At 63.3% G+C, this 23,549-nt stretch carries 25 protein-coding genes and 1 pseudogene; 17 read left to right on the top strand and 9 right to left on the bottom strand.

Annotated elements, in window-relative coordinates:
• Positions 1-46 precede the first annotated feature (46 nt).
• Complete coding sequence (locus NKI01_RS18500; RefSeq protein ID WP_023721056.1) at positions 47-478, bottom strand: winged helix-turn-helix transcriptional regulator; 432 nt, start codon at positions 476-478, stop codon at positions 47-49.
• Between the two features lie 147 nt (positions 479-625).
• On the opposite strand from NKI01_RS18500, the gene NKI01_RS18495 reads away from it, so the two are divergent.
• Positions 626-1,441, top strand: a complete 816-nt coding sequence (locus NKI01_RS18495; RefSeq protein ID WP_352857485.1) for an antibiotic biosynthesis monooxygenase — start codon at positions 626-628, stop codon at positions 1,439-1,441.
• 154 nt (positions 1,442-1,595) lie between these two features.
• Positions 1,596-2,333 (top strand): SDR family NAD(P)-dependent oxidoreductase, encoded by a 738-nt coding sequence (locus NKI01_RS18490; RefSeq protein ID WP_352483536.1) that lies wholly within the window; start codon positions 1,596-1,598, stop codon positions 2,331-2,333.
• 221 nt (positions 2,334-2,554) lie between these two features.
• Here the strand turns inward: NKI01_RS18490 and NKI01_RS18485 are convergent, their stop codons facing one another.
• The 3 genes from NKI01_RS18485 to NKI01_RS18475 all read right to left on the bottom strand — a co-directional run bounded on the left by NKI01_RS18485 (position 2,555) and on the right by NKI01_RS18475 (position 6,058).
• On the bottom strand, positions 2,555-3,163 hold the full coding sequence (locus tag NKI01_RS18485) for a hypothetical protein (protein WP_023721053.1): 609 nt from the start codon (positions 3,161-3,163) through the stop codon (positions 2,555-2,557).
• Positions 3,164-3,377: 214 nt separating this feature from the next.
• Entirely contained in the window at positions 3,378-4,658 is a 1,281-nt protein-coding gene (locus NKI01_RS18480) for a GNAT family N-acetyltransferase (RefSeq protein WP_023721052.1), read from the bottom strand.
• On the bottom strand, positions 4,658-6,058 hold the full coding sequence (locus NKI01_RS18475; RefSeq protein ID WP_352483566.1) for a lipopolysaccharide biosynthesis protein: 1,401 nt from the start codon (positions 6,056-6,058) through the stop codon (positions 4,658-4,660). Before NKI01_RS18475 ends, NKI01_RS18480 begins: the two co-directional genes overlap by 1 nt.
• 270 nt (positions 6,059-6,328) lie before the next feature.
• Between NKI01_RS18475 and NKI01_RS18470 the strand changes: the two genes are divergently transcribed.
• Together NKI01_RS18470 and NKI01_RS18465 are read left to right on the top strand one after the other, a co-directional pair.
• Positions 6,329-6,514 (top strand): hypothetical protein, encoded by a 186-nt coding sequence (locus NKI01_RS18470; RefSeq protein ID WP_031194557.1) that lies wholly within the window; start codon positions 6,329-6,331, stop codon positions 6,512-6,514.
• A 440-nt stretch (positions 6,515-6,954) separates the two neighbouring features.
• Complete coding sequence (locus NKI01_RS18465; RefSeq protein WP_156948167.1) at positions 6,955-7,905, top strand: 2-hydroxyacid dehydrogenase; 951 nt, start codon at positions 6,955-6,957, stop codon at positions 7,903-7,905.
• Positions 7,906-8,185: 280 nt separating this feature from the next.
• Here NKI01_RS18465 and secA read toward each other — a convergent pair whose 3' ends face one another.
• Positions 8,186-10,918, bottom strand: a complete 2,733-nt coding sequence (gene secA / locus NKI01_RS18460) for a preprotein translocase subunit SecA (protein WP_023721048.1) — start codon at positions 10,916-10,918, stop codon at positions 8,186-8,188.
• A 253-nt stretch (positions 10,919-11,171) separates the two neighbouring features.
• Here secA and NKI01_RS18455 point away from each other — a divergent pair, with 253 nt between their 5' ends.
• Positions 11,172-12,089: a peptidylprolyl isomerase gene (locus tag NKI01_RS18455; RefSeq protein WP_352495602.1), complete on the top strand. Its 918-nt coding sequence runs from the start codon at positions 11,172-11,174 to the stop codon at positions 12,087-12,089.
• A gap of 43 nt (positions 12,090-12,132) precedes the next feature.
• Here NKI01_RS18455 and NKI01_RS18450 read toward each other — a convergent pair whose 3' ends face one another.
• Positions 12,133-12,789 (bottom strand): TetR/AcrR family transcriptional regulator, encoded by a 657-nt coding sequence (locus NKI01_RS18450; RefSeq protein ID WP_352964236.1) that lies wholly within the window; start codon positions 12,787-12,789, stop codon positions 12,133-12,135.
• A 111-nt stretch (positions 12,790-12,900) separates the two neighbouring features.
• Between NKI01_RS18450 and NKI01_RS18445 the strand changes: the two genes are divergently transcribed.
• The gene (locus tag NKI01_RS18445) at positions 12,901-13,137 is read left to right on the top strand and encodes a putative antibiotic biosynthesis monooxygenase (protein ID WP_352483537.1); all 237 of its coding nucleotides are present in this window, start codon (positions 12,901-12,903) and stop codon (positions 13,135-13,137) included.
• Between the two features lie 3 nt (positions 13,138-13,140).
• On the opposite strand, the gene NKI01_RS18440 is transcribed toward NKI01_RS18445, so the two are convergent.
• On the bottom strand, positions 13,141-14,367 hold the full coding sequence (locus NKI01_RS18440; protein ID WP_352483538.1) for a caspase family protein: 1,227 nt from the start codon (positions 14,365-14,367) through the stop codon (positions 13,141-13,143).
• A gap of 180 nt (positions 14,368-14,547) precedes the next feature.
• Between NKI01_RS18440 and argJ the strand changes: the two genes are divergently transcribed.
• From argJ to NKI01_RS18415, 5 genes are all read left to right on the top strand, one after another.
• On the top strand, positions 14,548-15,789 hold the full coding sequence (gene argJ / locus NKI01_RS18435) for a bifunctional glutamate N-acetyltransferase/amino-acid acetyltransferase ArgJ (protein WP_352483539.1): 1,242 nt from the start codon (positions 14,548-14,550) through the stop codon (positions 15,787-15,789).
• Positions 15,789-16,568, top strand: a complete 780-nt coding sequence (locus NKI01_RS18430) for a GNAT family N-acetyltransferase (RefSeq protein WP_352483540.1) — start codon at positions 15,789-15,791, stop codon at positions 16,566-16,568. Before argJ ends, NKI01_RS18430 begins: the two co-directional genes overlap by 1 nt.
• A complete protein-coding gene (locus NKI01_RS18425) occupies positions 16,565-16,987 on the top strand; it encodes a (deoxy)nucleoside triphosphate pyrophosphohydrolase (protein ID WP_352483541.1) in 423 nt (140 codons plus the stop codon). The genes NKI01_RS18430 and NKI01_RS18425 overlap by 4 nt, the downstream gene beginning before the upstream one ends.
• 127 nt (positions 16,988-17,114) lie before the next feature.
• The gene (locus NKI01_RS18420; RefSeq protein WP_023721040.1) at positions 17,115-17,420 is read left to right on the top strand and encodes a hypothetical protein; all 306 of its coding nucleotides are present in this window, start codon (positions 17,115-17,117) and stop codon (positions 17,418-17,420) included.
• 206 nt (positions 17,421-17,626) lie between these two features.
• A complete protein-coding gene (locus NKI01_RS18415) occupies positions 17,627-17,806 on the top strand; it encodes a Flp family type IVb pilin (RefSeq protein WP_023721039.1) in 180 nt (59 codons plus the stop codon).
• 51 nt (positions 17,807-17,857) lie between these two features.
• Here the strand turns inward: NKI01_RS18415 and NKI01_RS18410 are convergent, their stop codons facing one another.
• Entirely contained in the window at positions 17,858-18,730 is an 873-nt protein-coding gene (locus NKI01_RS18410; protein ID WP_023721038.1) for a methyltransferase domain-containing protein, read from the bottom strand.
• A gap of 54 nt (positions 18,731-18,784) precedes the next feature.
• Between NKI01_RS18410 and NKI01_RS18405 the strand changes: the two genes are divergently transcribed.
• From NKI01_RS18405 to NKI01_RS18385, 5 genes are read left to right on the top strand one after another with little or no spacing between them, the layout of a single operon-like run.
• Entirely contained in the window at positions 18,785-19,585 is an 801-nt protein-coding gene (locus tag NKI01_RS18405; protein WP_352483542.1) for a ComF family protein, read from the top strand.
• 37 nt (positions 19,586-19,622) lie between these two features.
• A complete protein-coding gene (grxC, locus tag NKI01_RS18400; protein WP_023721036.1) occupies positions 19,623-19,892 on the top strand; it encodes a glutaredoxin 3 in 270 nt (89 codons plus the stop codon).
• Between the two features lie 10 nt (positions 19,893-19,902).
• Positions 19,903-20,769: a carbon-nitrogen hydrolase family protein gene (locus NKI01_RS18395; protein WP_352895384.1), complete on the top strand. Its 867-nt coding sequence runs from the start codon at positions 19,903-19,905 to the stop codon at positions 20,767-20,769.
• Positions 20,766-21,191, top strand: a complete 426-nt coding sequence (locus tag NKI01_RS18390) for a DUF1178 family protein (protein WP_352895383.1) — start codon at positions 20,766-20,768, stop codon at positions 21,189-21,191. Before NKI01_RS18395 ends, NKI01_RS18390 begins: the two co-directional genes overlap by 4 nt.
• A gap of 8 nt (positions 21,192-21,199) precedes the next feature.
• On the top strand, positions 21,200-21,895 hold the full coding sequence (locus tag NKI01_RS18385) for a hypothetical protein (RefSeq protein ID WP_352591074.1): 696 nt from the start codon (positions 21,200-21,202) through the stop codon (positions 21,893-21,895).
• Positions 21,896-21,972: 77 nt separating this feature from the next.
• Here the strand turns inward: NKI01_RS18385 and NKI01_RS18380 are convergent, their stop codons facing one another.
• A complete protein-coding gene (locus NKI01_RS18380) occupies positions 21,973-22,773 on the bottom strand; it encodes an SDR family NAD(P)-dependent oxidoreductase (RefSeq protein ID WP_352591071.1) in 801 nt (266 codons plus the stop codon).
• Positions 22,774-22,948: 175 nt separating this feature from the next.
• Here NKI01_RS18380 and NKI01_RS18375 point away from each other — a divergent pair.
• Positions 22,949-23,452 (top strand): annotated as a pseudogene (locus NKI01_RS18375) (helix-turn-helix domain-containing protein); the annotation flags it as partial.
• Positions 23,453-23,549: the final 97 nt, after the last annotated feature.

The raw sequence follows: 23,549 nt of genomic DNA, 5'->3' as shown, positions 1-23,549 counted from the left end.
ACAGCTTCGTCTTGGATCGTGCTGCGGGCCGGACCCGCCGCCGTGCCTAGCGGAGGGCCGCCACGACGTCGGCGAAATCGGCCCGCTTGCCATTGTCGGCGCGGCGCAATTGCACCTCGACGGGCCTGCCGTCGGATTGGTCGCAGTAGAAGATGGGTCCGGGCCGCACCCATTTGTCGCCCCACTCGGTCAGCGCGATGATGACCGTTTTGAATTCCAGCCCCTTTCGGGTCAGGACGTATTCGGCCTGCTCGCCGGCGGCACCCGGACGACGGTCCATCAGGCCGGCCTCGACGAAATCCTCGAGGCGCTTGGCCAGGATGTTGGTGGCAATCCCCAGGCTCTTCTGGAATTGCGAAAAGCGCGTGTAGCCGCCGAACATCGCGTCGCGCAGGATCAACAGGCTCCAGCGCTCGCCGACCAGCTCCAGGGCGCGTGAGGCCGAGCAGTTCTGTTTTTCATAAAGACGACCAAGCATGGCGTGAACATACCCTGTTGACTTGCATCATGCAAGTATGCATTGTGCTTGCATGATGCAAGCGATGGAGCTCGAGAGAGCGTCGCTCACTTCATCGCCCGAGACTTGGGTGCCCATCAACCGTCGGATCCAGACAGGAGATATGTCATGAAAAAGGATGAAGATTACACGACGTCATTTGTCGTTGAGCAAAGCCCGGAAGAGGTTTTTGCGGCGGTTGTCAATCCGCGCGCCTGGTGGTCCGAAGACATCGACGGCGATACCAACAAGCCCGGTGCGATATTCTACTATCACTTCAAGGATATCCACCGCGGTACCTTCAAGGTTACGGAGCTTGTGCCCGGCAAGAAGGTCGTCTGGCACGTCGTCCAGAACTACTTCAACTTCGTCAAGGATGCGACCGAGTGGACCGGCACGGACGTGGTCTTCGAGATCGCGCCGACCGACAAGGGTACCGAGCTGCGCTTCACCCATGTCGGGCTGAAGCCGAGTGAAGAATGCTACGACGTCTGCCATGACTCCTGGCGCTTCTATGTCGCGAGTCTTCGCGACCTGATTTCGACGGGCAAGGGGCAGCCCAACAAGGGCGAAGAGAACGCCAATCCAACGGTCGTGCCGCAAAACGAGAACATCGGCCTCGAGCGCAAGACAGCGAGCGATGGCGCCGAGATGATCGTCATGACGACGGCAGCGGCGAAGCCCGGCATCGAGAGCAAGGTGCGGGATGCCCTGCGGGACGTAGCCGGCGCGGCCCGCAAGCAAAGCGGATGCATCGACTACAGCGTCTTTCGCTCGGAGGCAGAGCCGAACGTTACCATCTGCGTCGAGCGCTGGGCATCGAAGCAGGAGCGCGACGCTTTTCTGGGCTCGGCGGACGCGAAGAATTTCGTTTCGGCCATAACCGGCGCCTTCCTGGAGCGGCCTTCGCCGATCTCCTACACGACATTGGAAGTCGGGTCCTGATTGCAAGGGTTCGCCCGGCGACGGTGCCGGTGCCGGCTGCCCTGGAGCAATGCAATGGTGGACGGCATCCAAGCATGGAACAGAAAATTATAACCTACTTGCATGATGCAAGAACGAATGGCTTGCATTCATGCAAGTAGGAGGAGAGATCGCCGTGCCAAAATCGATGGAAGTCACAGACAAGGCCGTTCTGGTAACCGGGGCCAACCGCGGCCTCGGCAAGGCGCTGGTCGAGGAAATATTGAGGCGGGGTGCCAAGCGCGTCTATGCCGGCGCGCGCAAACCGCTCGCCCACGCGGATCGGCGTGTCACGCCGCTGATCCTGGACGTGACCGATACGGCGCAGATTGAGGCGGCTGTCGAAAGGGTCGGGTCTCTCGATATCCTCATCAACAATGCTGGCATCGGGCTCTACGACGACCTCGGCGATCGTGCTGCGCTCGAGCGACACCTCGCCGTCAACCTGCTCGGCGTGCACGGCGTAACCGACGCATTCCTGCCGCTGCTCACGAGTTCGCGCGGCGCCGTGGTCAACATCCTGTCGGAAGCGGCCCTCGTTCCCTTCCCGATTATTCCGTCCTACTCGCTGTCGAAGGCCGCCGCGTTCTCCATGACGCAATCGCTCCGTGCTCTCGCCGGCGCTCGTGGCGTGAGCGTTCATGCGGTCCTGTCCGGTCCCATAGACACCGACATGAGCAGAGACGCCGACATCCCGAAGAGCTCTGCGGAGAGCGTCGCGAAAGGTATCCTGGACGGCATGGCGCGAGGGGAGGAGGAAATTTTCCCCGATCCAAAATCGGCGTCCATGGCCGAGAGCTGGCGCGGCAGCGCGTTCAAGGCGCTCGAACGCCAGATGGCGGCTTTCGTCCAAGCCATGCCCGCCAAGTCATAGGCGACCGCGCTGCGAGCCCAACGGCCCCGCAGCGAATGCGCTATGGCGAAATTGCCCTAGGCTGCCGATGCGTCGCCGGTTCGATCCGGGCTGAGGGCACCATTTTCTTCCGGGAAACCTCGAGAGGTTACTTGGGCGTTATCCCAGGAGCGTCCTCTGGGATAACGTCTGAGATCCGGCAGCCCTTCCTGGCAAGCTGCGGATCGCAGCCCGAGCCGCTATCACATCGGCCCCGGCACCATCTTGGTCGGCTGCTCCGGCATCGGAAACGCATAATTGTCGCATTTCACGTCCGGGTTCGTCGGGCTGAACATTCCGAGCGGGTTCTCCTTGAACAGCCAGGCGTGAAGGTCGTAGTGGTGGAACTCCTTCGGGATGAGCGGATAATGCCCCTCCATAGGCCCCATGAATGTCTGGCCGAAGAGCTTCGGCGGCTCCTTGGTGTCCGGCGTCAAGGGCACGAGCCATTCCACACCGACCAGGCGCAATTCGCCGCCGACCGGCTCATAGATCAGCACATTGGGGCGCGTCGGATCCGCGGTCGGGCCGACAGTCGTGACGTTGACGAAATGGATGCCCATCGCGCCCTTCGGGTAGTCCATCGCTCCCTCTACCTTTTCGCCGCTGTAGAAGACGCATCCAACCGTCGACAGATAAAGCTCGCGAATGGCAACCTTGTAGTCTTCATACCTGGACAGCGATTTACGCAGGGCATCGATCTCGGCCTTGTCGGGTTCGGCGGCCCGAGGAGCGGCGGCGTTCAGACACGCGCCGACGAGACCTGCCAATGTGAGGATACCGAGACGCCTGAGGTGAGTTGTTTTCGTCATGCATTCCTCCCAGATTTTTCTTCTGGCCGTGCAGGACCGAGGCGGCAGTGATGCTGGACGCGCGGCCGTAATTGATCGCCTCATCCCTGTTGGGACTGCGTCGATGCTAATCCTTTCCGCTGATCGGGAGAATTAACCCTGACGACCTAGGCCGGAGCAGGTCGATGGTGCGGAGACGGTCGGCCGGGCCGGGTCCCCCTTTGGACCCGATGCGCTACCGTCGCCGCAGCAGGCTTCTCATCCGGTTGCGCAGCAGGCGCGCCATGTTGCGGGTCTCGCGGTAGAGGTGAAGCTGCGAGGCCGCCTGGCGGGCGGGGCGGTCGGCGTCCGGCGTCAGCCCGATCACCAGCGTGCCCATCGGCTTGCGTTCGCTCCACAGCCGGCTCATCACGGGGTGGTCGGGCACCGCGCAGGAATCGGTCATCATGATGTTGGGGTCGTCGAGATGCTGCCTGGTCACCTCGATCATCAGCAGCGTGCCCGGCGAATAGGCGGCGAGCGTCTCGTCATAGGCGGTCTTCCAGGTATAGGCGACGCCGGCCTCGACGAAGACGACCAGGCAGGCGATGGTGCGGCCGTCGAGCGTCAGCGAATGGATGCGGCAAAGATCCTGCTCGGCCAGCCGGTGCACCGCCTCGCGGGCGAAGGCGGCGCGGTAGCGGTCGATGGCCATGGCGGTGCGCTCGCGGCCTTTCCAGCCGGCGGCCTCCAATGTCAGGAAATTTTCGATGGCGTGGCGGATCTCGTCGGGCCCGCGCGCCACGACATGCTCCAGCCGGCCGAGGTCGGCGAGGCGGCGCTTCAGGCGGCGAAACTCGCGATAATGGTGGGCGCGCAGCGAAGCCTTCAGATACGCCTCGCCGTCGAGCTCGCTTTCGAGCACCGGGCGGTCGGCCTTGCCGGTGGTGACCAGCGTCAGGCCGCGCGTCTCGGCGACGCTGGCGAGCAGGCTCGCCACCGGACCATCCAGCCTTATGTCGGGCAGCACGAAGACCTTCGGCAGCTTGAGATGCGGCCTGGACAGCATCGAGAAGAAATCCTCGATGACGCCGATCGGATCGTCGCGATCGACCAGCGGCGTGCCGATCGGGCCGAACGGGCTCGACCAGGTGCGCATGACGGGAATCCCGAGCGGCACCATCGGCCGCTCGACCGAGAACGGCACCAGCAGGCGCAGCCGGTTGCGATACTGGTCGCCGTCGCGGATGACCGCCAGCCGCACCTCGCGGTCCTCGAGCCTCGGCATGGCCGGAGCCAGGAAGCGCGGATTGAAGAAGACGTTCGGCTCGATCGTGCGGGTGCAGAGATAGTCGAGCTCCTCGACCAGGTCGAAGCCGGCGGAGGCCGGATAGATGGCAAGCTTGCGCTCGGGCCGGTTGTTGGCGAGGATCTCGACATGGGCGGGATCGGCTTCGCGCGCAAGCCCGGCAAGGCCGGACACCATGGCGCCGGCCGGGCCGCCGCTGGTTTCCTCGAGCAAGGGGACGGCAGCCATCAGGCGGCTCCTTTGGCGGGCACGAAAATGACCATGGCGATGCCGAGCTTGCGCCAGACCGTGAAGGACAGCGCGCCGGCCTCGAAGATCATGGCGAAGACGGTGGCCATCGCTGCGCCCCACAGACCGAAGAGCGGGATCAGCACGACGCTGAGCGCGATGTTGAAGGCCAGCGTCATGGCGTAGACGGCGGCGCAGATGTTCTGGTTGCCGCTCATGGTGAGCAGGCTTTCGCAAGGGCCGACGGCGGCCCGGGCGACGACGCCGAACACCAAAAGGAACAGCAGCGGATAGCCGGCGGCAAATTCCGGGCCGAACAAGGTCAGCATCGGCTCGCCCAGGGCCAGCACCAGCAGCGCCATCGCCAGCGACGGCCAGAACGTCCACGACACGGTTTCGCGGGCGAAGGCGGCGAGCTTGTGCGGCTCGCCATGGGTGAACTGCGCATAGCGCTGGGCAACGCCGGCCTTGACAGCGAAATAGACGAAATGCACCAGCGCCAGCGTCTTGACGGTGGCGAAATAGACGGCGACGTCGTTGGGTTCGAGATAGGCGCCGACCATCAGCACGTCGGCATTGGTGAGCAGGAAGAAGAAGCTCTCGACCAGGAAGATCGGCAGCGAGACGATGAACCATTGGCCGAAATGCAGCTTCATCGGCCCGGCAGGGATCCGTCTGTCCATCCGCGAGGTGACGCCGATGAGCTGGCCGAGCGTGGTGGCGTAGGTGGCGGCGATTGCGGCAAAGATCGCCGTTTTGGCATCGGGCGCGTAGCCCGCCAGCAGCATCAGCGCCATGAACGCCAGAATCAGCAGCGGCCGCACCAGAAATGTCGGCGACAGCGCAAACAGCGCCCAGGAATTGGCCCGCGCCAGCCCTTGCAGAAGGTCGGACATGGCGATCATCGGCAGGCAGATGATGCCGAGGATGAACGGCATGACGTAATAGTTTTCGATATAGGACGACAGCAGCCAGACGCCGAGCGCGCCGAGACCGGCGATCACCGTCGAGGCAACCAGCACGAACAGCCGGCTGGCCTGCACGATGCCGCGCAATTCGGCCAGCATGCCGCGCTCGCGATATTCGGGAATGAAGCGGATGACCGAGGTGTGGAAGCCAAGGCAGGCGAGGTTGCCGACGATGACCATCGTTACCCAGACGAGGACGAAAATGCCGTATTCGAACGAGCCCATCCAGCGCGCCATCAAGACCTGGCTGACGAAGGCGATGACGGCGCTGACGATGCGGACCGAAAAGGCGATCAGCGACATGCGGCCGGCTTCGCCGCGCTCGCCGGCGCTGAACAGCACGGCATCGATCAGGCCAAGCAGCGGCCTTATGCGCAGCGCAAAGCGCTGCGGCAGGAACCGCCCGGCTGTCGTCGCCGCGGAAAAGCGCACCCCGATCACACTCCGTTTTCCGCTTCTTTTCTGGCTATGCGTGTAGCGAAAACACATTAAGAAACGGTTGGGTGGGTGTTCCTTCGCCCCGTTCACGGGGAGAAGGTGCCGGCAGGCGGATGAGGGGCGGCGCGCTGCTTCATATTCATCATTCGCGCAACCCTTCACCCTGCTCTTTAGTGTCTCAGTTTGAAATACGCGGAAACGCCTATCTCGTTTGCCCCATATGCGAAAACGCCTATATGCTTAGCGGAACGCATGGCAGCAACAATGGTCTACACTGTCATTTGGTATGGAAGGCAGGGCATCGTCGACAAGGTGATCTTCGACGACGAGAAGACCGCGAAAGATCATGCAACCTCCATGTTCCAAACCCGAAAGGGTGACGATGGAATCGTGTCCGTTGAAGTTCGTAAGGACAACGGCGCTGTCGTCTTTAGCCATGCGGAGAACTAAGAATGCCAACCGGACCTAAAGGCCAGGAAGGATGTTCTGGCACCACTTACCAGCTCACAAAGAAGCTCATCAAGATCGTTGCCGAGGTTATCAGCCATGGGCGTTATGTCGCCTTCCAGATGCGGAGGTCGCTATCCCGAGGCAACTCTTCACCGACATCCTGCGGCTGATCGCGGAACTCCGGCCATCGCCCCATCCATCACCGGCGTGACCGGCCCGGTTGTCATGCGTTTCAGCAAAACAAGGGGAGAACTATGCCTTGAAGAAAGCGAAATCGACATCCTCGGCCGGCAGCGGGCAGACATCACGGCTTTGGCGGATCACCAACGCCATTTTTGCCGGGGTCTGATCTTGCAACTGGTGCCAGTTTGCGCAAACCTCAGTCTCAACAGAACGGTAATCCGGTGGATGCCTGATTACCTGAATCTGGGAGGGGCGAAGTGTTAGGCGAGCCCATTACCGTTCTGATGGTCAATGAGTATCCTGACTACATTGATGCACAAGTGTGGGCTGCTGAGCTGAAAACCCGTGTGCCGCAGCTGGAGTTCAGGCTTTGGCCAGACGCCGGGAACAAAAGTGACATAGACATTGTGCTGATCGACAAGGGCGCCAGTCCTGGCTTTTTTGATGCCATGACGGGGCTAAGCGCCGTCGTCTATTTGGGAGCCGGTGTCGAGGGTATTGATCTTCAGAGCTTTCCCAAGAGTGTTCCGCTCATCAGGCTCGCAACGCGTGAGCAGGCTTCGGAAGTGGTGCAGTACATCGTCCTTCGCGTTCTCTGCCAGCAACGGCATGTTGCGGATTACATGAGTCTACAAGCCCGCAAGTTGTGGAATCCGATCGCGCCGCGGAAGATCTCCGAGACAAGAATAGTTGTGCTTGGTGCGGGCCGGATCGGTGGCTGGGCCGCAAAGCTGTTTGCGGACTTTGGCTACGACACAGCAGTCTGGTCTCGTCATCAAAAGACGCTTCCTGGCATACACAGTTACTTTGGCCGTGCCCAGCTTGCGGGCGCACTCACAAGTCGGGACTACGTTATCTGTTCACTTCCCCTGACTGGTGAGACTCGTGGGATACTGAACTTGAGTGCCTTTGGAAAAATGAAGCGAGGTGCCTACCTTGTGAATGTCGGCAGGGGCGCGCATGTCAACGAAGCCGACCTGATCCGCGCTCTCGACGAAGGTCAGCTTTCTGGTGCTTGTCTTGACGTGTTTGAGCGTGAACCGCTGGAGGCTTCATCGCCGTTGTGGACTCATCCCAAGGTGACCGTCACACCTCATGTCGCGAGCTTCTGGGTGGATTCTGGAATCGACCAGGCCGCCGATCTCTGCGGTCAAGTCGCCAGAGGAGAGCCTCTGTCCAACAAGATCGACCTCGAACGGGGTTATTGAATCAAAGTAGTGTCTTTACCCACTTTAGCAGGTTCCGATCTTCATGAAGCGCGGACATCAGCGCGTGCGTCACCCGGCTATTAGATTTCAAACTCAAACACCACCGCCGGTCGAGATACAGAAAATTCGAAATGCGTATTTTGGTGTCGGCGGGACACCGCCCCCCTCTGGCCTGCCGGCCATCTCCCCCTCAGGTGGGGAGATTGGCTAGTCGCAGACGTCCGTGCCGCCCCGCCTTAGGGCACCTTCTCCCCATCACGGGGAGAAGGAAAGCGCAGCCTTACGCAAACGCCCCATGACAGTGCTTGTACTTCTTGCCCGACCCGCACGGGCAGGCCTCGTTGCGGCCGACCTTGCCCCAGGTTGCCGGGTTCTTCGGGTCGCGGTCTTCGGGGGCGACGATGGCGTTGCTTTCCTGGCGGACCAGCACGGCCGTCTCGCCGCCGTCGAAATCGTCTTCGCCGGTGCTGCCGTCGATATGGCTGCCGAACATGTCAGGGGCCTCGGGCGGCGGCGCGTCCGCCGCCTGGCGGACCAGCTCGACGCGCATCAATTGCGCGGTGACGGCCTGGCGCAGATTGCCCAGCATCGCCTGGAACAGCTCGAACGCCTCGCCCTTGTACTCCTGCAGCGGATCGCGCTGGGCATAGCCGCGGAAGCCGACGACCGAGCGCAGATGGTCGAGATTGACGATGTGCTCGCGCCACAGATGGTCGAGCGTCTGCAGCACCACGGAGCGCTCGACATAGGTCATCACGTCGGGGCCGAAGCGCTCGGCGCGCTCCTTGGCGGCGGCTTCGGCAGCCTGGCTGACGCGCTCGCGGATGTCGTCCTCGGCAATGCCTTCTTCTTTGACCCAGTCCTCGACCGGCAGATCGAGATTGAGGAATTCGGCGATCTCGGCCTTGAGCCCGGCGACGTTCCACTGCTCGGCATAGGCGTTTTCGGGAATGTTCTTGGCGACGATCTCCTCGATGACGCCTTCGCGCATCTCGGTGATGGTCTCGGACAAGCCTTCGCCGTCCATCAGCTCGATGCGCTGCTCGAACACCACCTTGCGCTGGTCGTTCGAGACGTCGTCATATTTCAACAGGTTCTTGCGGATGTCGAAGTTGCGCGCCTCGACCTTCTTCTGCGCCTTTTCCAGCGCCTTGTTGATCCACGGATGGATGATTGCCTCGTCTTCCTTGAGGCCGAGTTTCTGCAGCATGCCGTCCATGCGCTCGGAGCCGAAGATGCGCATCAGGTCGTCCTGCAGCGACAGGAAGAATTTCGAGCGGCCGGGATCGCCTTGGCGGCCCGAGCGGCCGCGCAACTGGTTGTCGATGCGGCGCGATTCATGGCGTTCGGTGGCGAGCACATAAAGACCGCCGGCGGCGAGTGCCTTTTCCTTCAGCCGGGCGATGTCGTCGCGGATGTCCTTTTCCCTGGCCTCGCGCTCGGGGCCGGCCGGCATGTCGCCAAGCTCCTCGGCAATGCGCATGTCGGCATTGCCGCCGAGCTGGATGTCGGTGCCGCGGCCGGCCATGTTGGTGGCGATGGTGATGGCGCCCGGTTTGCCCGCCTGGGCGACGATCGCCGCCTCGCGCTCGTGGTGGCGGGCGTTCAGCACCTCGAAATCCTTGAAACCTTCCTTGCGCAGGCGTTCAGCCAGTTGCTCCGACTTCTCGATGGAAGTCGTGCCGACCAGCGTCGGCTGGCCCTTGGCGCGGGCTTCCTTGATCTCCTTGACGATCGCCTTGTATTTCTCCTCTACCGTCCGGTAGACCTCGTCGTCCTCGTCAATGCGGATGACCGGCAGGTTGGTCGGGATCTCGGTGACGTCGAGATTGTAGATGTTGGCGAATTCCTCGGCCTCGGTCAGCGCCGTGCCGGTCATGCCGGCCAGCTTCTTGTAGAGGCGGAAATAGTTCTGAAAGGTGACCGAGGCGAGCGTCTGGTTCTCCGGCTGGATCGCCACATGCTCCTTGGCCTCGAGCGCCTGGTGCAGGCCTTCCGAATAGCGGCGGCCGGGCATCATGCGGCCGGTGAACTCGTCGATGATGACGATCTCGCCGTTGCGGACAATATAGTCCTTGTCCCTCTGGAACAGCCGGTGCGCCTTCAGCGCGTTGTTGACGTGATGGACGATGGCGACATTCTCGACGTCGTAGAGCGACTCGCCCTTGAGCAGGCCGGCATCGCGCAGCATGTTCTCCAGCTTCTCGGTGCCTTCTTCGGTGAAGATCGAGGTCTTCTGCTTCTCGTCGATCTCGTAGTCCTGCGGCTGCAGCTGGATGATGAAGGTGTCGATGGTGTTGTACATTTCCGAACGGTCCTCGAGCGGACCGGAAATGATCAGCGGCGTGCGGGCTTCGTCGACCAGGATGGAATCGACTTCGTCGACGATGGCGTAGCTGTGACCGCGCTGCACCATCTGGGCGCGCTCGTATTTCATGTTGTCGCGCAGATAGTCGAAGCCGAGCTCGTTGTTTGTGGCGTAGGTGACGTCGGCGGCGTAGGCGACGCGGCGCTCCTCGTCGGACAGGCCGTGGACGATGACGCCGACCTTGAGGCCGAGGAATTTGTAGACGCGGCCCATCCATTCGGAGTCGCGCGTGGCCAGGTAATCGTTGACGGTGACGACATGGACGCCATTGCCGGCGAGCGCGTTAAGGTAGACCGGCAGCGTCGCCACCAGCGTCTTGCCTTCGCCGGTGCGCATCTCGGCGATGCCGCCATTGTGCAGCACCATGCCGCCGATCAGCTGCACGTCGAACGGCCGCATGCCGAGCACGCGGCGGGCGGCCTCGCGCACGGTAGCGAAGGCCGGCACCAGAAGGTCGTCGAGGCTGGCGCCGTTGGCGATGTCCTGGCGGAATTTGTCGGTGCGGGCCTGAAGCTCGGCGTCGGAAAGCGCCCGCATCTCGTTTTCCATGGCATTGATCGCCTCGACGCGCGGCCGGGTCGATTTGACCCGACGATCGTTGGAGGAGCCGAAAACCTTACGGGCGAGACCGCCGAGACTGACCATCCAATGGCCCTTTCGATAGCATTCCAAGTCATTGCGACGGGCGCCGGCCGGCCCCCATCAAATCCGCGTGAACGCGGACAAACGCAAAAAGCGCCCGGAAAACGGTTCTGGACGCAAAGTCGTTGGACAGATAAGAGGGGGCTCATTCGATGTCAACGCCGCGCTCGCCCTGTCGACCGCGCCAAATTCCGCCACAATCCTGCTGGTCTGGAAGCCATTCCGCTCTAGCTACCCCGCTTTGGAGATAATCGTAATGTCTGTATTGTTCCGCCGCGCGTCGCTCGCCAGCCTTGGTCTGGCATTCGGGCTGTCGGCCCTCTCGCTGTCGCCGTTGATGGCGCAGGAAGCCGCCCCTGCCCAGCCGGCGGCACCCGCCCCGGCGGCCAAGCCGGTCGATCCGAACGCCGTGGTCGCCACCATCAACGGCCAGACGCTGACCGAGGCAGACCTTGGGCTTGCCGAGGGCGAGCTGTCGCAGCAGTTCGCGCAGCTTCCGCCCGAGCAGCGCCGCGCCGCGGCGCTGTCGGCGGCGATCGAAATCCGCGTGATGGCGGCCCAGGCGGTGACCACCGGCCTCGACAAGGATCCCGACTTCCAGCGCCGCATGGCATTCCTGCAGCAGCGCGCGCTGCATGGCGAAATGGTCGAGAAGGGCGTCGTCGACAAAGTTACCGATGCCGAGGTCCGCGCCCGCTACGACCAGGAAATCGCCAACACGCCGCCCACCAACGAGGTGCACGCCCGTCACATCCTCGTGAAGACGAAGGAAGAGGCGGACGCCATCATCAAGCAGCTCGACGGCGGTGCCGATTTCCAGAAGCTTGCCAACGAGCACACCAGCGATCCGAGCGGCAAGACCAGCGGCGGCGATCTCGGCTGGTTCGGGCCTGGCCAGATGGTGCCGGAATTCGACAAGGCGGCGTTTGCGCTGGCGGTCGGCAAATACACCGAGCAGCCGGTACAGTCGCAGTTCGGCTGGCACGTCATCAAGGTCGAGGACAAGCGCACCAAGCAGCCGCCGGCCTTCGACGAGGTCAAGGACCAGGCCCGCCAGGCGGTCATCCGCGACAAGTATTTCGCGCTGGTCAAGTCGCTGCGCGCCAACGCCAAGGTCGACATCCCCGATGCCAACCTGAAGAAGACGGTCGACGCACTGGAAAGCGCGAAATAGGCCAGATTGAGCTACGACAGGGCGCGCTGCCGCCCTGTCGCTTCTATTTGGTAGGGCGAACGATGATGCGTCGACGCTGCCGCCGGACCGCCGTGGCATCGCCGGCATCGCCAGCGACGATGCCTTTCAAGACATAGCCGACCGCCCTGTGCAGCGTCGCTTCGTCCTCGTCGAGGCGGTTCGTCAGAAGATGCGTCCAGGCGTACGAGGCGATCAGGTCGGCGACGACAGTGGCATCGACATCGGCTGCCACCTCTCCCCTTGCCTTGGCGCGTTCGACCATCTGGCCGGTGTGGACACGACGGCCTCTCGCGTATTCGGCAAGGGCGGCGGCCGCTTTTTCGTCCGACTGCGCCTCGGCAATCAGCGATCTGAACACGCTGCCCGACGATGTGTCGCGCCAGTGCGCAAACAAGCTCTTCAGGAAGCCGACGAGGTCCTGCTCAAGGTTCCCGGTGTCGGGATTGTCGACACGCTTTTGCCGCTGGTAGACGTCGAGCAGCAGAGCGGCCTTGCTTGGCCACCAGCGATAGATCGTCGGTTTTCCGGCGCGCGCCCGCCGCGCCACCGCCTCGATGGAGAAGCCGGAATAGCCGGCTTCGACCAGTACCGCTTCGGCGGCATCGAGAATGGCATCGGCGCTTTCGGGGCTGCGCCGTGCGCCGGCTGATTTGCGCCCGGGATCGGTGGTTTCGCCCATCTCGTCTTCCTTGCCGATGATCTCAGCAGCCATCATACACAGCCCCTTGACGAAACGAAACGATCCGTTTCATATGTAACGGAACGTTCCGTAACGATAAGGAGAACAGCAATGACCTCGACTGTCGCCACGCGTTTTTCGCGCTTGCGCTTCGCCCTGCTGGTGCTGCTCGGCGTCTACCCGCTGATCACTGCCATTTTGTACATGGTTTTTCCGCTGACCAAGGAGTGGCAAATCTGGCAGCGTACACTGGTCATCGCGCCGCTGATGGTCTCGATCATGATCTGGGGACTGATTCCGGGCGTGCAGCGGGCGTTTCGCGGGTTCATTAACCCAGCGGTCCGGTGATGTTCATTCCAGCGCCTGCGACGTTTCCGACGCAACGCGCCACTCGCCGTCGGCCAGCACGAGTTCCAGCATGACCCGTGCCTTGCCGGTCAGCCGCTGCGCCGAGTGGTCCTTCGGCACATAATCGTAGGTCATGGCGAAAACCGCATCGGCGCGGTCCTTGCCGTGCGGCGTCACCTCAAGGCTGCCGGGCTCGAGACCGAACGACCACGACGCCCATTGCGCGAACCAGTCGGTCTTGACCTTGACGATGGCCTCGCTGTCGTAGCGCGTGCCGTAGATGGTGGCCGACGCACCGTAAAGCCGCTTGACGGTCTCGCGCATCGCCTTGGCATCAGGCGCCAGATAGTCGTGGCGCAGAAACTGCTCGATGGCGCCCTTGTCGCCGACGGAGCGTTCGAGCGCTGCGACCTCAGACGCGGGCGCCGGGGTGACGGCCGGTTTCGGTTGCTGGGCACTGTCTCCGCCCGGCACAAATTCGAAACGCTCGAGCAGCGATCCCTGCTCCCAGGGACGCTGCGCCTCGCGCGTTGCGGAAACGACATCGCGGCGCACCGCGATCATCATGTCGTTGATGCTCTGTCCGGGCTCCGCCATATGCCGCAAAAGTGCCGCCGCAAAGGGCGAGTTGCGCCCCGTCCCGTCCATTGCCACAGCGCCGGGCGCCGTCGAGAAGGCAATGAATGAACCGCGTGTCGACTGGAACTGGGCGAGGCCGGCGAGAGCCGTCGCCGAGCGCGTCGTGGCGCTGCGGCTGAGACTTCGCGCAAACGGGTTGTTGCGGCAGGCATCGAGGAAGACCAGGCTGACCTTGGTCTGCTGCTCCATGATGTCGAGGACCTCGTCGATCGGCACGGCCTCGAGCTGGAGCTTGACCGGCATGTCCAGCCTGGCGTCGACCGGCACGATGAAGTTGCGCCCGTCGACCTGCAGGCCGTGGCCGGCATAGTAGAACAGCCCGGCACCGGCGCCCTGCAGCGCATCGGAGAATTCGCCGATCTTGCGTTCGAGCTCGCGCTTGCCGAGATCGTTGCCTTCGATCACTTCGAAACCGATGGCGCGCAGCTTGTCGGCAATGTCGAGCGCATCGTTGACGGGATTGGCCAGCGTGCCGGCTTTGGCGTAGCTGCCGTTGCCGACCACAAGCGCCACGCGCCGCGCCGTCTGCGCATCCGCGCGCAGCAGCAGAAAGCCCAGAAACGCCAGTGCCAAGACCACAAGCCTGCCCATGGGGCAGGATCATAGCGCTATCGGCCGCAGCGATGCCAACAAATTTGCAACAGCCCTGCTTGCGGCATGAGGCAGTGTCAGGCGTCCGGCACCCGTAACGGCTGTGAAAACGGCTTGCGCCGACGCGCGCTATCGGGCAAACCGGCGTTCCTTTCGCGATTTTCCCGCCCGGGGTCTTCCATGTCCGCACAGGTTTCGCCGCTCGCGCCGAAGAAATATGCCAAGATGCCGACCATCGAGGGCGTGCGCATCGCCACCGCCGAGGCCGGCATAAAATACAAGAACCGTACCGATCTGCTGGCCATGGTGTTCGACGCCGGCACCACCGTCGCCGGGGTGTTCACCAGGTCGAAATGCCCCTCGGCGCCGGTCGACTTCTGCCGGCAAAACCTCACGGCGGGCAAGGCGCGCGTTCTGGTCGTCAATTCCGGCAATGCCAATGCCTTTACCGGCCAGAAGGGCCGCGCTTCGACCGCACTCACGGGCGAGGCGGCGGCGAAGGCGGCCGGCTGCACGCCAGGCGAGGTGTTCCTGGCCTCGACCGGCGTCATCGGTGAACCGCTCGATACTGGTAAGTTCAGCCACCTGCTGGCCGGGCTGATCAAGGACGGCAAGCCGGAATTATGGACCGAAGCCGCCAAGGCAATCATGACCACCGACACCTATCCCAAACTGGCGACCGCGACGGTCAAGCTCGGCAATGCCGACGTCACCATCAACGGCATCGCCAAGGGCGCGGGGATGATCGCGCCCGACATGGCGACGATGCTTTCCTTCATCGCCACCGATGCGCCGATCGCAGCACCGGCGCTGCAGGATCTCTTGTCGCGCGGCACGGCCAAGACCTTCAACGCGGTCACCGTCGACAGCGACACCTCGACCAGCGACACGCTGCTGATGTTCGCCACAGCTGCTGCCGCCAGGCGTGGCGCGCCGGCGATTTCCGACCCCAAGGATGCGCGCCTCGGCGCGTTCCGCCGTGCCCTCGGCAAGGTGTTGAAGTCGCTGGCGCTACAGGTGGTGCGCGACGGCGAGGGCGCCCGCAAGCAGGTCGAGGTCACCGTCACCGGGGCCAAATCGGCCCGCTCGGCCAAGCGCATCGCGCTGTCGATCGCCAATTCGCCGCTGGTCAAGACGGCAGTCGCCGGCGAGGACGCCAATTGGGGCCGTGTCGTCATGGCCGTCGGCAAGGCCGGCGAACCGGCCGACCGCGACCTTCTGTCGATCTGGTTCGGCGACAACCGCCTGGCATATCAGGGCGAGCGCGACGCCGCCTATTCCGAAGCGGCGACTTCGGCGTATATGAAGCGCGACGAGATCCGCATCCGCGCCGATATCGGCATCGGCCGCGGCAAGGCGACGGTGTGGACCTGCGATCTCACCAAGGAATATGTCGCCATCAATGGCGATTATCGGAGCTGATGACATTGGCTTCCAGACATCCGGCAAGCGTGTTGGCGATCGTGCGCCGCTACGAGGCGGCTGGCTTTCGCGCCTGGCCGGCGGCCGCCGTCCATTATGACGGCACCTGGGTCGTGCGGCTGACGGCCGGCCATCCGGCCAAGCGGCTGAATTCGGTCAATCCGCTCGATCCGGGCGACATCCAGCACATTGCCGAGCGCATCGGCCGCGCCAGCCGTCGCTTCGACGCCTATGGCAGGCCGCTGACCTTTCGCGTCTCGCCGCTGTCTGGGCCGGATCTCTCAAAGTACCTCGACGGCGAGGGCTGGAGCACATTCGCGGAGTCGCTGGTCATGCGGCTGCCGCTGGCGGACGCCATGCTCGACGACGCCATGGACCAGATTCCGTTGAAGGACATCAGCCGTTTCATCGGCGCAGCGCTCAAGGTGAGCGGTTCGGACGTGTCGCTACGGCCCGGCCTGTCGGAGATCATTGGCGCCATCCAGCCGGAGGCCGGGCTGTTTGCGCTGGAGAACGGCAGCGAGCCGCTGGCAACGTTGATCTGCGTGCATGACGGCGACCTTGCCGGGCTGTTCGAGATCGCCACCGACAGATCGGTGCGCAACCAGGGCCATGGCCGCCACCTCATCCGATCGGCGCTGAAATGGGCGCGACTGCGCGGGGCGCGGGAAGCCTGGCTGCAAGTCGAGGCGGACAACGCGCCGGCGCTGGCGCTTTACCGTTTGCTCGGATTCGACGAAGTCTATCGCTATCACTATCGCCGGCCACAAGGCGCATGAGCGGCTCAGACACGGTCGGCAAGCGCCTGCTCCTGGTTGCGGCCTGCGCGCTAGTCGATGCCGACGGGCGCGTGCTTTTGGCGCAGCGGCCCGAAGGCAAGCAACTCGCCGGCCTATGGGAGTTTCCGGGCGGCAAGGTCGAGCCCGGCGAAACGCCGGAACAATGCCTGATCCGCGAACTGTATGAGGAGATCGGCATCGAGACCGATATCCCTTGCCTGGCACCACTCACCTTTGCCAGCCATTCCTACGATGATTTTCACCTGCTGATGCCGCTGTTCGTCTGCCGTCGCTTCCGCGGCATTGCCCAGCCGAAGGAACGGCAGGTGCTGAAATGGGTGCGGCCGCGCCAGATGCGCGATTTTCCAATGCCGCCGGCCGATGCCCCGCTGATCCAGTTCCTCATCGATCTGCTGTAACGGCCGATCTCCCGTAAACCGGGCAGCTCCGCGAAGCGATATCAGCAGCGTTAATGAAAGATTTATCTGGCCGTGAAAAATTGACGCAAAGCGGTTACGCCGATTCCACCGCTGGGGAGCGATTTGCATGAGCTTCGACAAGGACTGGGACTTGCCTTGGCCCGATCGCCTTCCTGGCGCCGCCAATGCTGGCATGGGAATATTGCGCATCGCCCTTTTGTTCGGCTCGGCCGCGGTGGCTCTGGCCTTGATCGCGACACCCTACCTCGACAGCCGGACCCGATCGCAGTTTGCCCGCGATGGGCTTGATACAATGAGCACCGGCTCGATCGGCCAGCGCGACAGCTATACGCTGCGCAAGAGCGTGCTGCAGCCGCTGCCCAGTTCGGTTTGCGTCATTCGGGCCGATGGCAGAAGCAGCGGTGACTGCTGACGTCCTCAACAGATATCTGAAGCGCGTCGCGTTCGACCGGCCTCGTGCGACGCGCTTATGTTTCGATGCATGTCGTTATCGCAAAACCGCTGCACACTTTTGCGCGACATGCATTGGAATGCAGCTGTTTCACCGCGCGTTAAGCCTGTCACGTTAATCTTTCTTAACGGGTCGGCGCTAGGTTCCGGCAAGAGGGATGGGCGCCCATGAAAATCTTGCTGCAACGATTTTTAGAAGACGAGAGGGGTGCGACGGCTATCGAATATGGTTTGATCGTGGCCGTGCTGTCGCTTGCCATTGTCACAGGCATCGGCCAGGCTGCCGGTGCGATCGAGTGGCTGTTCAGCGACAACAGCAGCAGGCTTGCCAACGCATTTGCGCAGTGATTCGCTCGGCTGTTGCGCAGGGCTACGCCTAGCTTTTGCGCAGGGATATGCTCAGGGGCCGCCGGGGTTTTCCAGGATCGTCTTCAGCGATATTTTTGCGGAGCCCGGCTTCAGCGGTTTTTGCTGAGAGGCATCGGGCGCCCAGCCTGACATCCAGACCACCGAGAAACTCGCCCTGACGCGGCCATCGGCGTCCGAAAACCGCTCCGCATAGATTTCGGCGGCGCGCGCGAACAGCGCTCGGGTGCCCGGCCGTCTGCTGCGGTCGACAAGCGCGCTGGTCTCGCCCATTGCGCGCAGGTCGGCGACCAGGCCAAAGAGGGAATCGTAGCGCACCGTAATCGTCTCGACGTCGGCAACCGGCAGCGCCAAGCCGGCGCGCTGCAGCAGCACGCCGGCGTCGCGGACATCGGTGAACGGGATCACACGCGGGCTGGCGCCGCCGTAGAGCTCGGTCTCGGCGGCAAGCAGGCTTTCGCGCAGTTCGGAGAGCGTGCCTATGCCGGCGAAGGCGCCGAGGAAAAGCCCGTCCGGCTTTAGCGCCCGGCGGATCTGCACCAGCATGCCGGGAATGTCGTTCATCGCCTGCAGCGACAGCAGCGAGACAGCAAGATCGAGGCTTTCCGGCTCGAATGGCACGGTTTCCAACGGCGCCACCACTCCTGGCCGGCCGTCGAGGAAAGCGGCGTCGGCCTCGACGCGCACGTTTTCCGCTACCTTGCCGCTTTCTGCGAGCACCTCTGCTGCTGCCGGCGTCTGGCAAAACAATGAGGCCGCCTTGCCGAACTTGCGTTCGACGGCGCCGAGCCGGTCGGCAAGATCCTCGGCCGCCCGCCGCATGAGGAAATCCGCCCCGGCGATAGGGCGGGCCAGTGCCCGACGCTTGTGCGCCAGCCAGAGCGAGGTGTCGATTACAAGCTGCAATGGGCAGGTCCTTGTGCTTCGCTCTCTGATATAGTGATGCGGAGGACCAACCACGTGGCCGATCCCATGCCGGAGATCAAGCGTATTGCGATCAAGAGCATTGCCCGCAAGGCATTGGGCTGGCCGGCGCGCCTGTTGTTCCCGCCGGTCTGCGCCGGCTGCCGCCGCCATGTCTCGCAACCCGGCGTGTTGTGCGGCGCCTGCTGGCCGAAACTCAGGCTGCTGGAACGGCCATGGTGCCCGGTGATGGGCACGCCGTTCACCCACAATATGGGTGAGGGGTTCCTGTCGGCGGAGGCGATAGCCGACCCGCCGCCATTCGAGCGCGCGCGGGCGGCGGTTGCCTATTCCGGCGTTGCCCGCCAGATGGTGCAAGGGCTGAAATACCAGGACCGCACCGATCTGGCGCCGTGGATGGCGCGCTGGATGCTTCGCGCCGGTGCCGAGCTCATCGCCGAGGCCGAGGTGGTCGTGCCGGTGCCGCTGCACTGGCGGCGCTTCTTCAGGCGGCAGTTCAACCAGTCGGCGGAACTGGCGCGGGCGGTGGCGCAGCTCGGCGATCGGCCTTTCGCGCCATCAGCCATCAAGCGCGTCAAACTCACGCGCCAGCAGGTCGGGCTGGAGCGGCGGGAACGCGAGGAAAATGTGCGCGCCGCATTCACAGTGCCTGATGAAGCGGAGATCGAAATCGCCGGCCGCCGGGTGCTGTTGATCGACGATGTCTACACCACCGGCGCCACGGTCCGTGCGGTCGCCAGGGCGTTAAAAAAGGGCGGTGCCGGCGCAGTCGACGTACTGACCTTCGCGCGCGTGCTGCCGGGGGACTTTCGGGCCGACGAATCGGCGCCTATATAGCCTATATGACAGCGGAACGAGGCAGGGTTGCTGACCGATGGTCGATGTGACGATCTACACGCGGATGATGTGCGGCTATTGCACTGCGGCCAAGCGGCTGCTCGACAGGAAGGGTGTCGCCTACACCGAGCACGACGCCTCCTTCTCGCCGGAGCTGCGCCAGGAGATGATCTCCCGGGCTCACGGCCGTTCCACCTTTCCGCAGATATTCATCGGCGACACGCATGTCGGCGGCTCCGACGATCTCCACGAATTGGAGGCGGAAGGACGGCTGGACAGATTGCTCGCCAACGGCTCGGCCAGGTAAGGACATGACGATGACTGGTTTCAAGGCGGCGGCGATCCAGATGCGTTCGGGAACCAGCCCGGAGCGCAATGCGGTCGATCTGGAACGGCTGGTGCGCGAGGCGGCAGGCCTGGGCGCGAGCTACATCCAGACCCCGGAAATGACCGGCGCGCTGATCCGCGACAGCCAAGCCCGGGCCGCTTCGTTCACCTCCGAAGACAAAGACATCATCGTCTCGACGTCGCGGAAGCTGGCCAACGAACTCGGCATCTTCCTGCATATCGGCTCGACCGCCATTCTGCGCGCCGACGGCAAGCTCGCCAACCGCGCACTTCTGTTCGGGCCTGACGGCGCCACGATTGCCACCTATGACAAGATCCACATGTTCGACGTCGATCTCGACAATGGCGAGAGCTGGCGCGAATCCGCCGCTTATGAGCCGGGCACGGAGGCTGTCGTCACCGAAATCGATGGCGCGAAGCTGGGCTTTGCCGTCTGCTACGATCTGCGCTTCCCGCAGCTGTTCCGCGCCGAGGCGCTGGCCGGCGCCGATCTGCTTGCGGTGCCCGCCGCCTTCACCCGCCAGACCGGCGAAGCGCATTGGCATGTGCTGCTCAGGGCGCGCGCCATCGAGAACGGCGCCTATGTCGTCGCCGCCGCGCAAGGCGGAGTGCACGAAGACGGTCGCGAAACCTATGGCCATTCGCTGATCGTCGATCCCTGGGGCCGCATCATCGCCGAAGCAGCGCATGACGAGCCGGCGGTGATCGTCGCCGAAATCGACCCGGCGCAGTCGGTCGCAGCGCGCAAGAAGATACCGAATCTCAAAAACGCACGCGATTTTGCCGTAAACGCCGGTTTGGCGCAGGCGCCGCGTCTCAGGGGTGCCGCCTCTTGATCCGCTTTTCCCTGATCTGCGAACACGAGCACGAATTCGAAGCCTGGTTCCGCAGCAACGACGATTTCGACACCCAGAAGAAGCGCGGCTTCGTCGACTGCCCGACCTGCGGCTCGCACAGGGTCGACAAGGCGCTGATGGCGCCTGCCGTCTCCACCGGGCGCAAGCGCGAAAGCATCGCGCTGGCCATGGGCGAGGCGCAGAAGCAGGCGCTGGCGCAGCTCAAGGCCATGGCCGACAAGGTGCGCGAGAATGCCGACTATGTCGGCGACAAATTCGCCGAGGAAGCGCGCAAGATCCATTTCGGCGAAAGCGATCCGCGCGGCATCTATGGCGAGGCGACGCTGGACGAGGCCAAGAGCCTCGCCGACGACGGCGTCGAGTTCATGCCTATTCCAAGTTTCCCCGACGACCGCAACTGAGGAAAGTCTTGCCCCATCCGGAGAAGACTGAAAAGCGGCGTGGTTCAGAGATAGTGATCCGTGTTTTCAGCTGGTTGGCTATAAAGTCGATCGACAAGAGAACGATCGATGGGTTGCCAGTTTTCTATAATGGCGAGAGCGGTGGGAAAGATGCAGATAAGGTTGCCGCCGCGCTGCGATTGATTCAAGAATTTGACCCTGTTCGATACAGCCGTCTGGTCCGCGATCTCAAACGGATCTGGATCACAATCAATCCAGGTGCCGCTGCGCAATTTGTGAAATCGACTTCGACTTGCGAGCTTGATCGGCGATTTGTTCTAGGCGAGCACACGCTGACCGACCAGATCGCCAGCGCGATAGTGCATGAGGCGACGCATGCGCGTCTCCATCAGCGAGGCATTGGCTATGAGGAGGAATTGCGCCACCGGGTGGAGTGGGTTTGCATGAGACGTGAACTGGCTTTTGCGGCGAAACTGCCGGACGGGGCGAGTATTCGTCAATGGGTCGAAGCTCGACAAACGGAACCCTCGGATTTTTCCAATGTAGCGATGAATGGTCGGCAAATTGATAGCGCGCGTGATGCCTTGCTCCATCTCAATGCTCCAGGTTGGCTGGCAGACTTGATCGTCTTTTTCGCCCGGCGGCGATATCAGAGGCGTATCAGGCGACAAGAAGCTGAAGCGCATTTCGACAAGCGAAAATGATGCTCCGTTTCGCTTGTGGGGATTCGCTTCCGCCCAGAGCGGCGATGCCGCCGCCCCCTGCACAAGCGTCCGCAATTTCAGGCCGAGCAGCAAGGATGGGCCTCGCGGGTAATCGTTTCGCTGCTTCTTTCGTGCCCACTGCTTGACGGGCTTGCTTCACTTGACGGGCTTGCTTCCGCATAGGCTGCAAACTGGCGTTCAAGCGCCTTGACCGCACTGCTGCGCCAACCCTCCGCCACGGATTCCGACATGGGATCGGGGAAGATTTCCTCCTCGCCGTTCTCCACGCCGTCCAGGATCGCTCGCGCAACAGACTCCGGAGAGGCCTTCGGGATGTCCAGGCCCCGTGTCATGTCCGTGTCCACGGGGCCGGGAAGGACCCTGTGGACGCTGACACCCCGTCCGGCCAAGAGGGTGCGCAACGACTGTGACAGTGAGAACGAGGCCGCCTTCGAGATCGAGTAAGCCGGACTGAACGGCACGGCGGCAATCGAGGCCAGCGACAGAATGTTGACGATGGCTCCCCGCGACCGGGCCAGCAACGGCAGCAGAGCCTGGGTCACGTCATACGCGCCGAAGAGGTTTACGGCGAGCTGTTGTTCGAGCACGCGACGGTCGCTGAGGTCGTCGAAGGGCGATACGCCGGCGTTGTTGATGAGGATATCGAGAGCATCGATTTTCTCGACGGCCTCCCGGATCTGCGCGGCGTTCGTTACATCCATGGTCAGGGACGTTACACGCCGGTCGGGGTGAGCCATGGCTTGGCGGGTTGCGGCATAGACGCGCTTTACGCCTCTGCTCAGGGCTTCCTCGACCAGTGCCCGACCGATGCCCCGATTGGCTCCAGTCACCAGGATAGTTGTGCCTTCGATCTTCATTGCGTCTCTCCTAGTGCTTATCGTTGTGTTCGAGCTCAGTGCATAATCGCGCCGCAACTCAGGCGCGTCGCAACTCAGGTTGGCTACAGTCGCCATTCTCGATACGACTGGTTGGTGAGATGGACTTAGCGCCGGATGTCGAAGCCATGGGAGTGACAAGTGTGACGGGATTCCGATGGACTCGCTGATCACGGCCGCGGCGCATGCGCTCGCGGCGGGCGATCCGCTCGGCGCCTTGAAACGGGTTGCGCTGCGCGACGATGCGCCGGCCCTTGCGTTGCGCGGTATCGCGATGGCGCAGCTTGGCGACCTGAATAGGGCGAAGGTTCTTCTCAAGAGGGCGGCGCACGCATTCAGCCCGAGGGAGGCCGTGGCCCGCGCGAGGTGTATCGTCGCCGAGGCCGAGATCGCGCTCGTCTCGCGCGACCTCGCCTGGCCGGCCAAGGCACTCGACACCGCGCGGGCGACGCTTGAAAAGCATGGCGACCGCGTCAACGCCGCGCATGCGCGCAACCTCGAAGTTCGGCGCCTGCTGCTGATTGGTCATCTAGACGAAGCCGAGCGCAGGCTGGACGGCTTCGATCCCTCGCCGCTGCCGCCGGCATCGCGGGCCGCCCACGAGCTGGCTGTCGCCGGCATCGCCATCCGCCGCTTGCGGACCGGTCCTGGGGGCGGCGCCCCCCGGGGGGGGGGGGGGGGGGGGGGGGGCGGGCGGGGGACCCCGCGGGGCCGCCGGGGGGGGGGGGGGGGAGGGGTGGGGGGGGGGCCCGCGCGGG

The sequence above is a fragment of the Mesorhizobium sp. M0815 genome (assembly GCF_040319995.1).
GTDB lineage: Bacteria > Pseudomonadota > Alphaproteobacteria > Rhizobiales > Rhizobiaceae > Mesorhizobium.
Note: the sequence above shows the minus strand (reverse complement) of the source record. Positions and strands in the feature narration are given on the sequence as shown.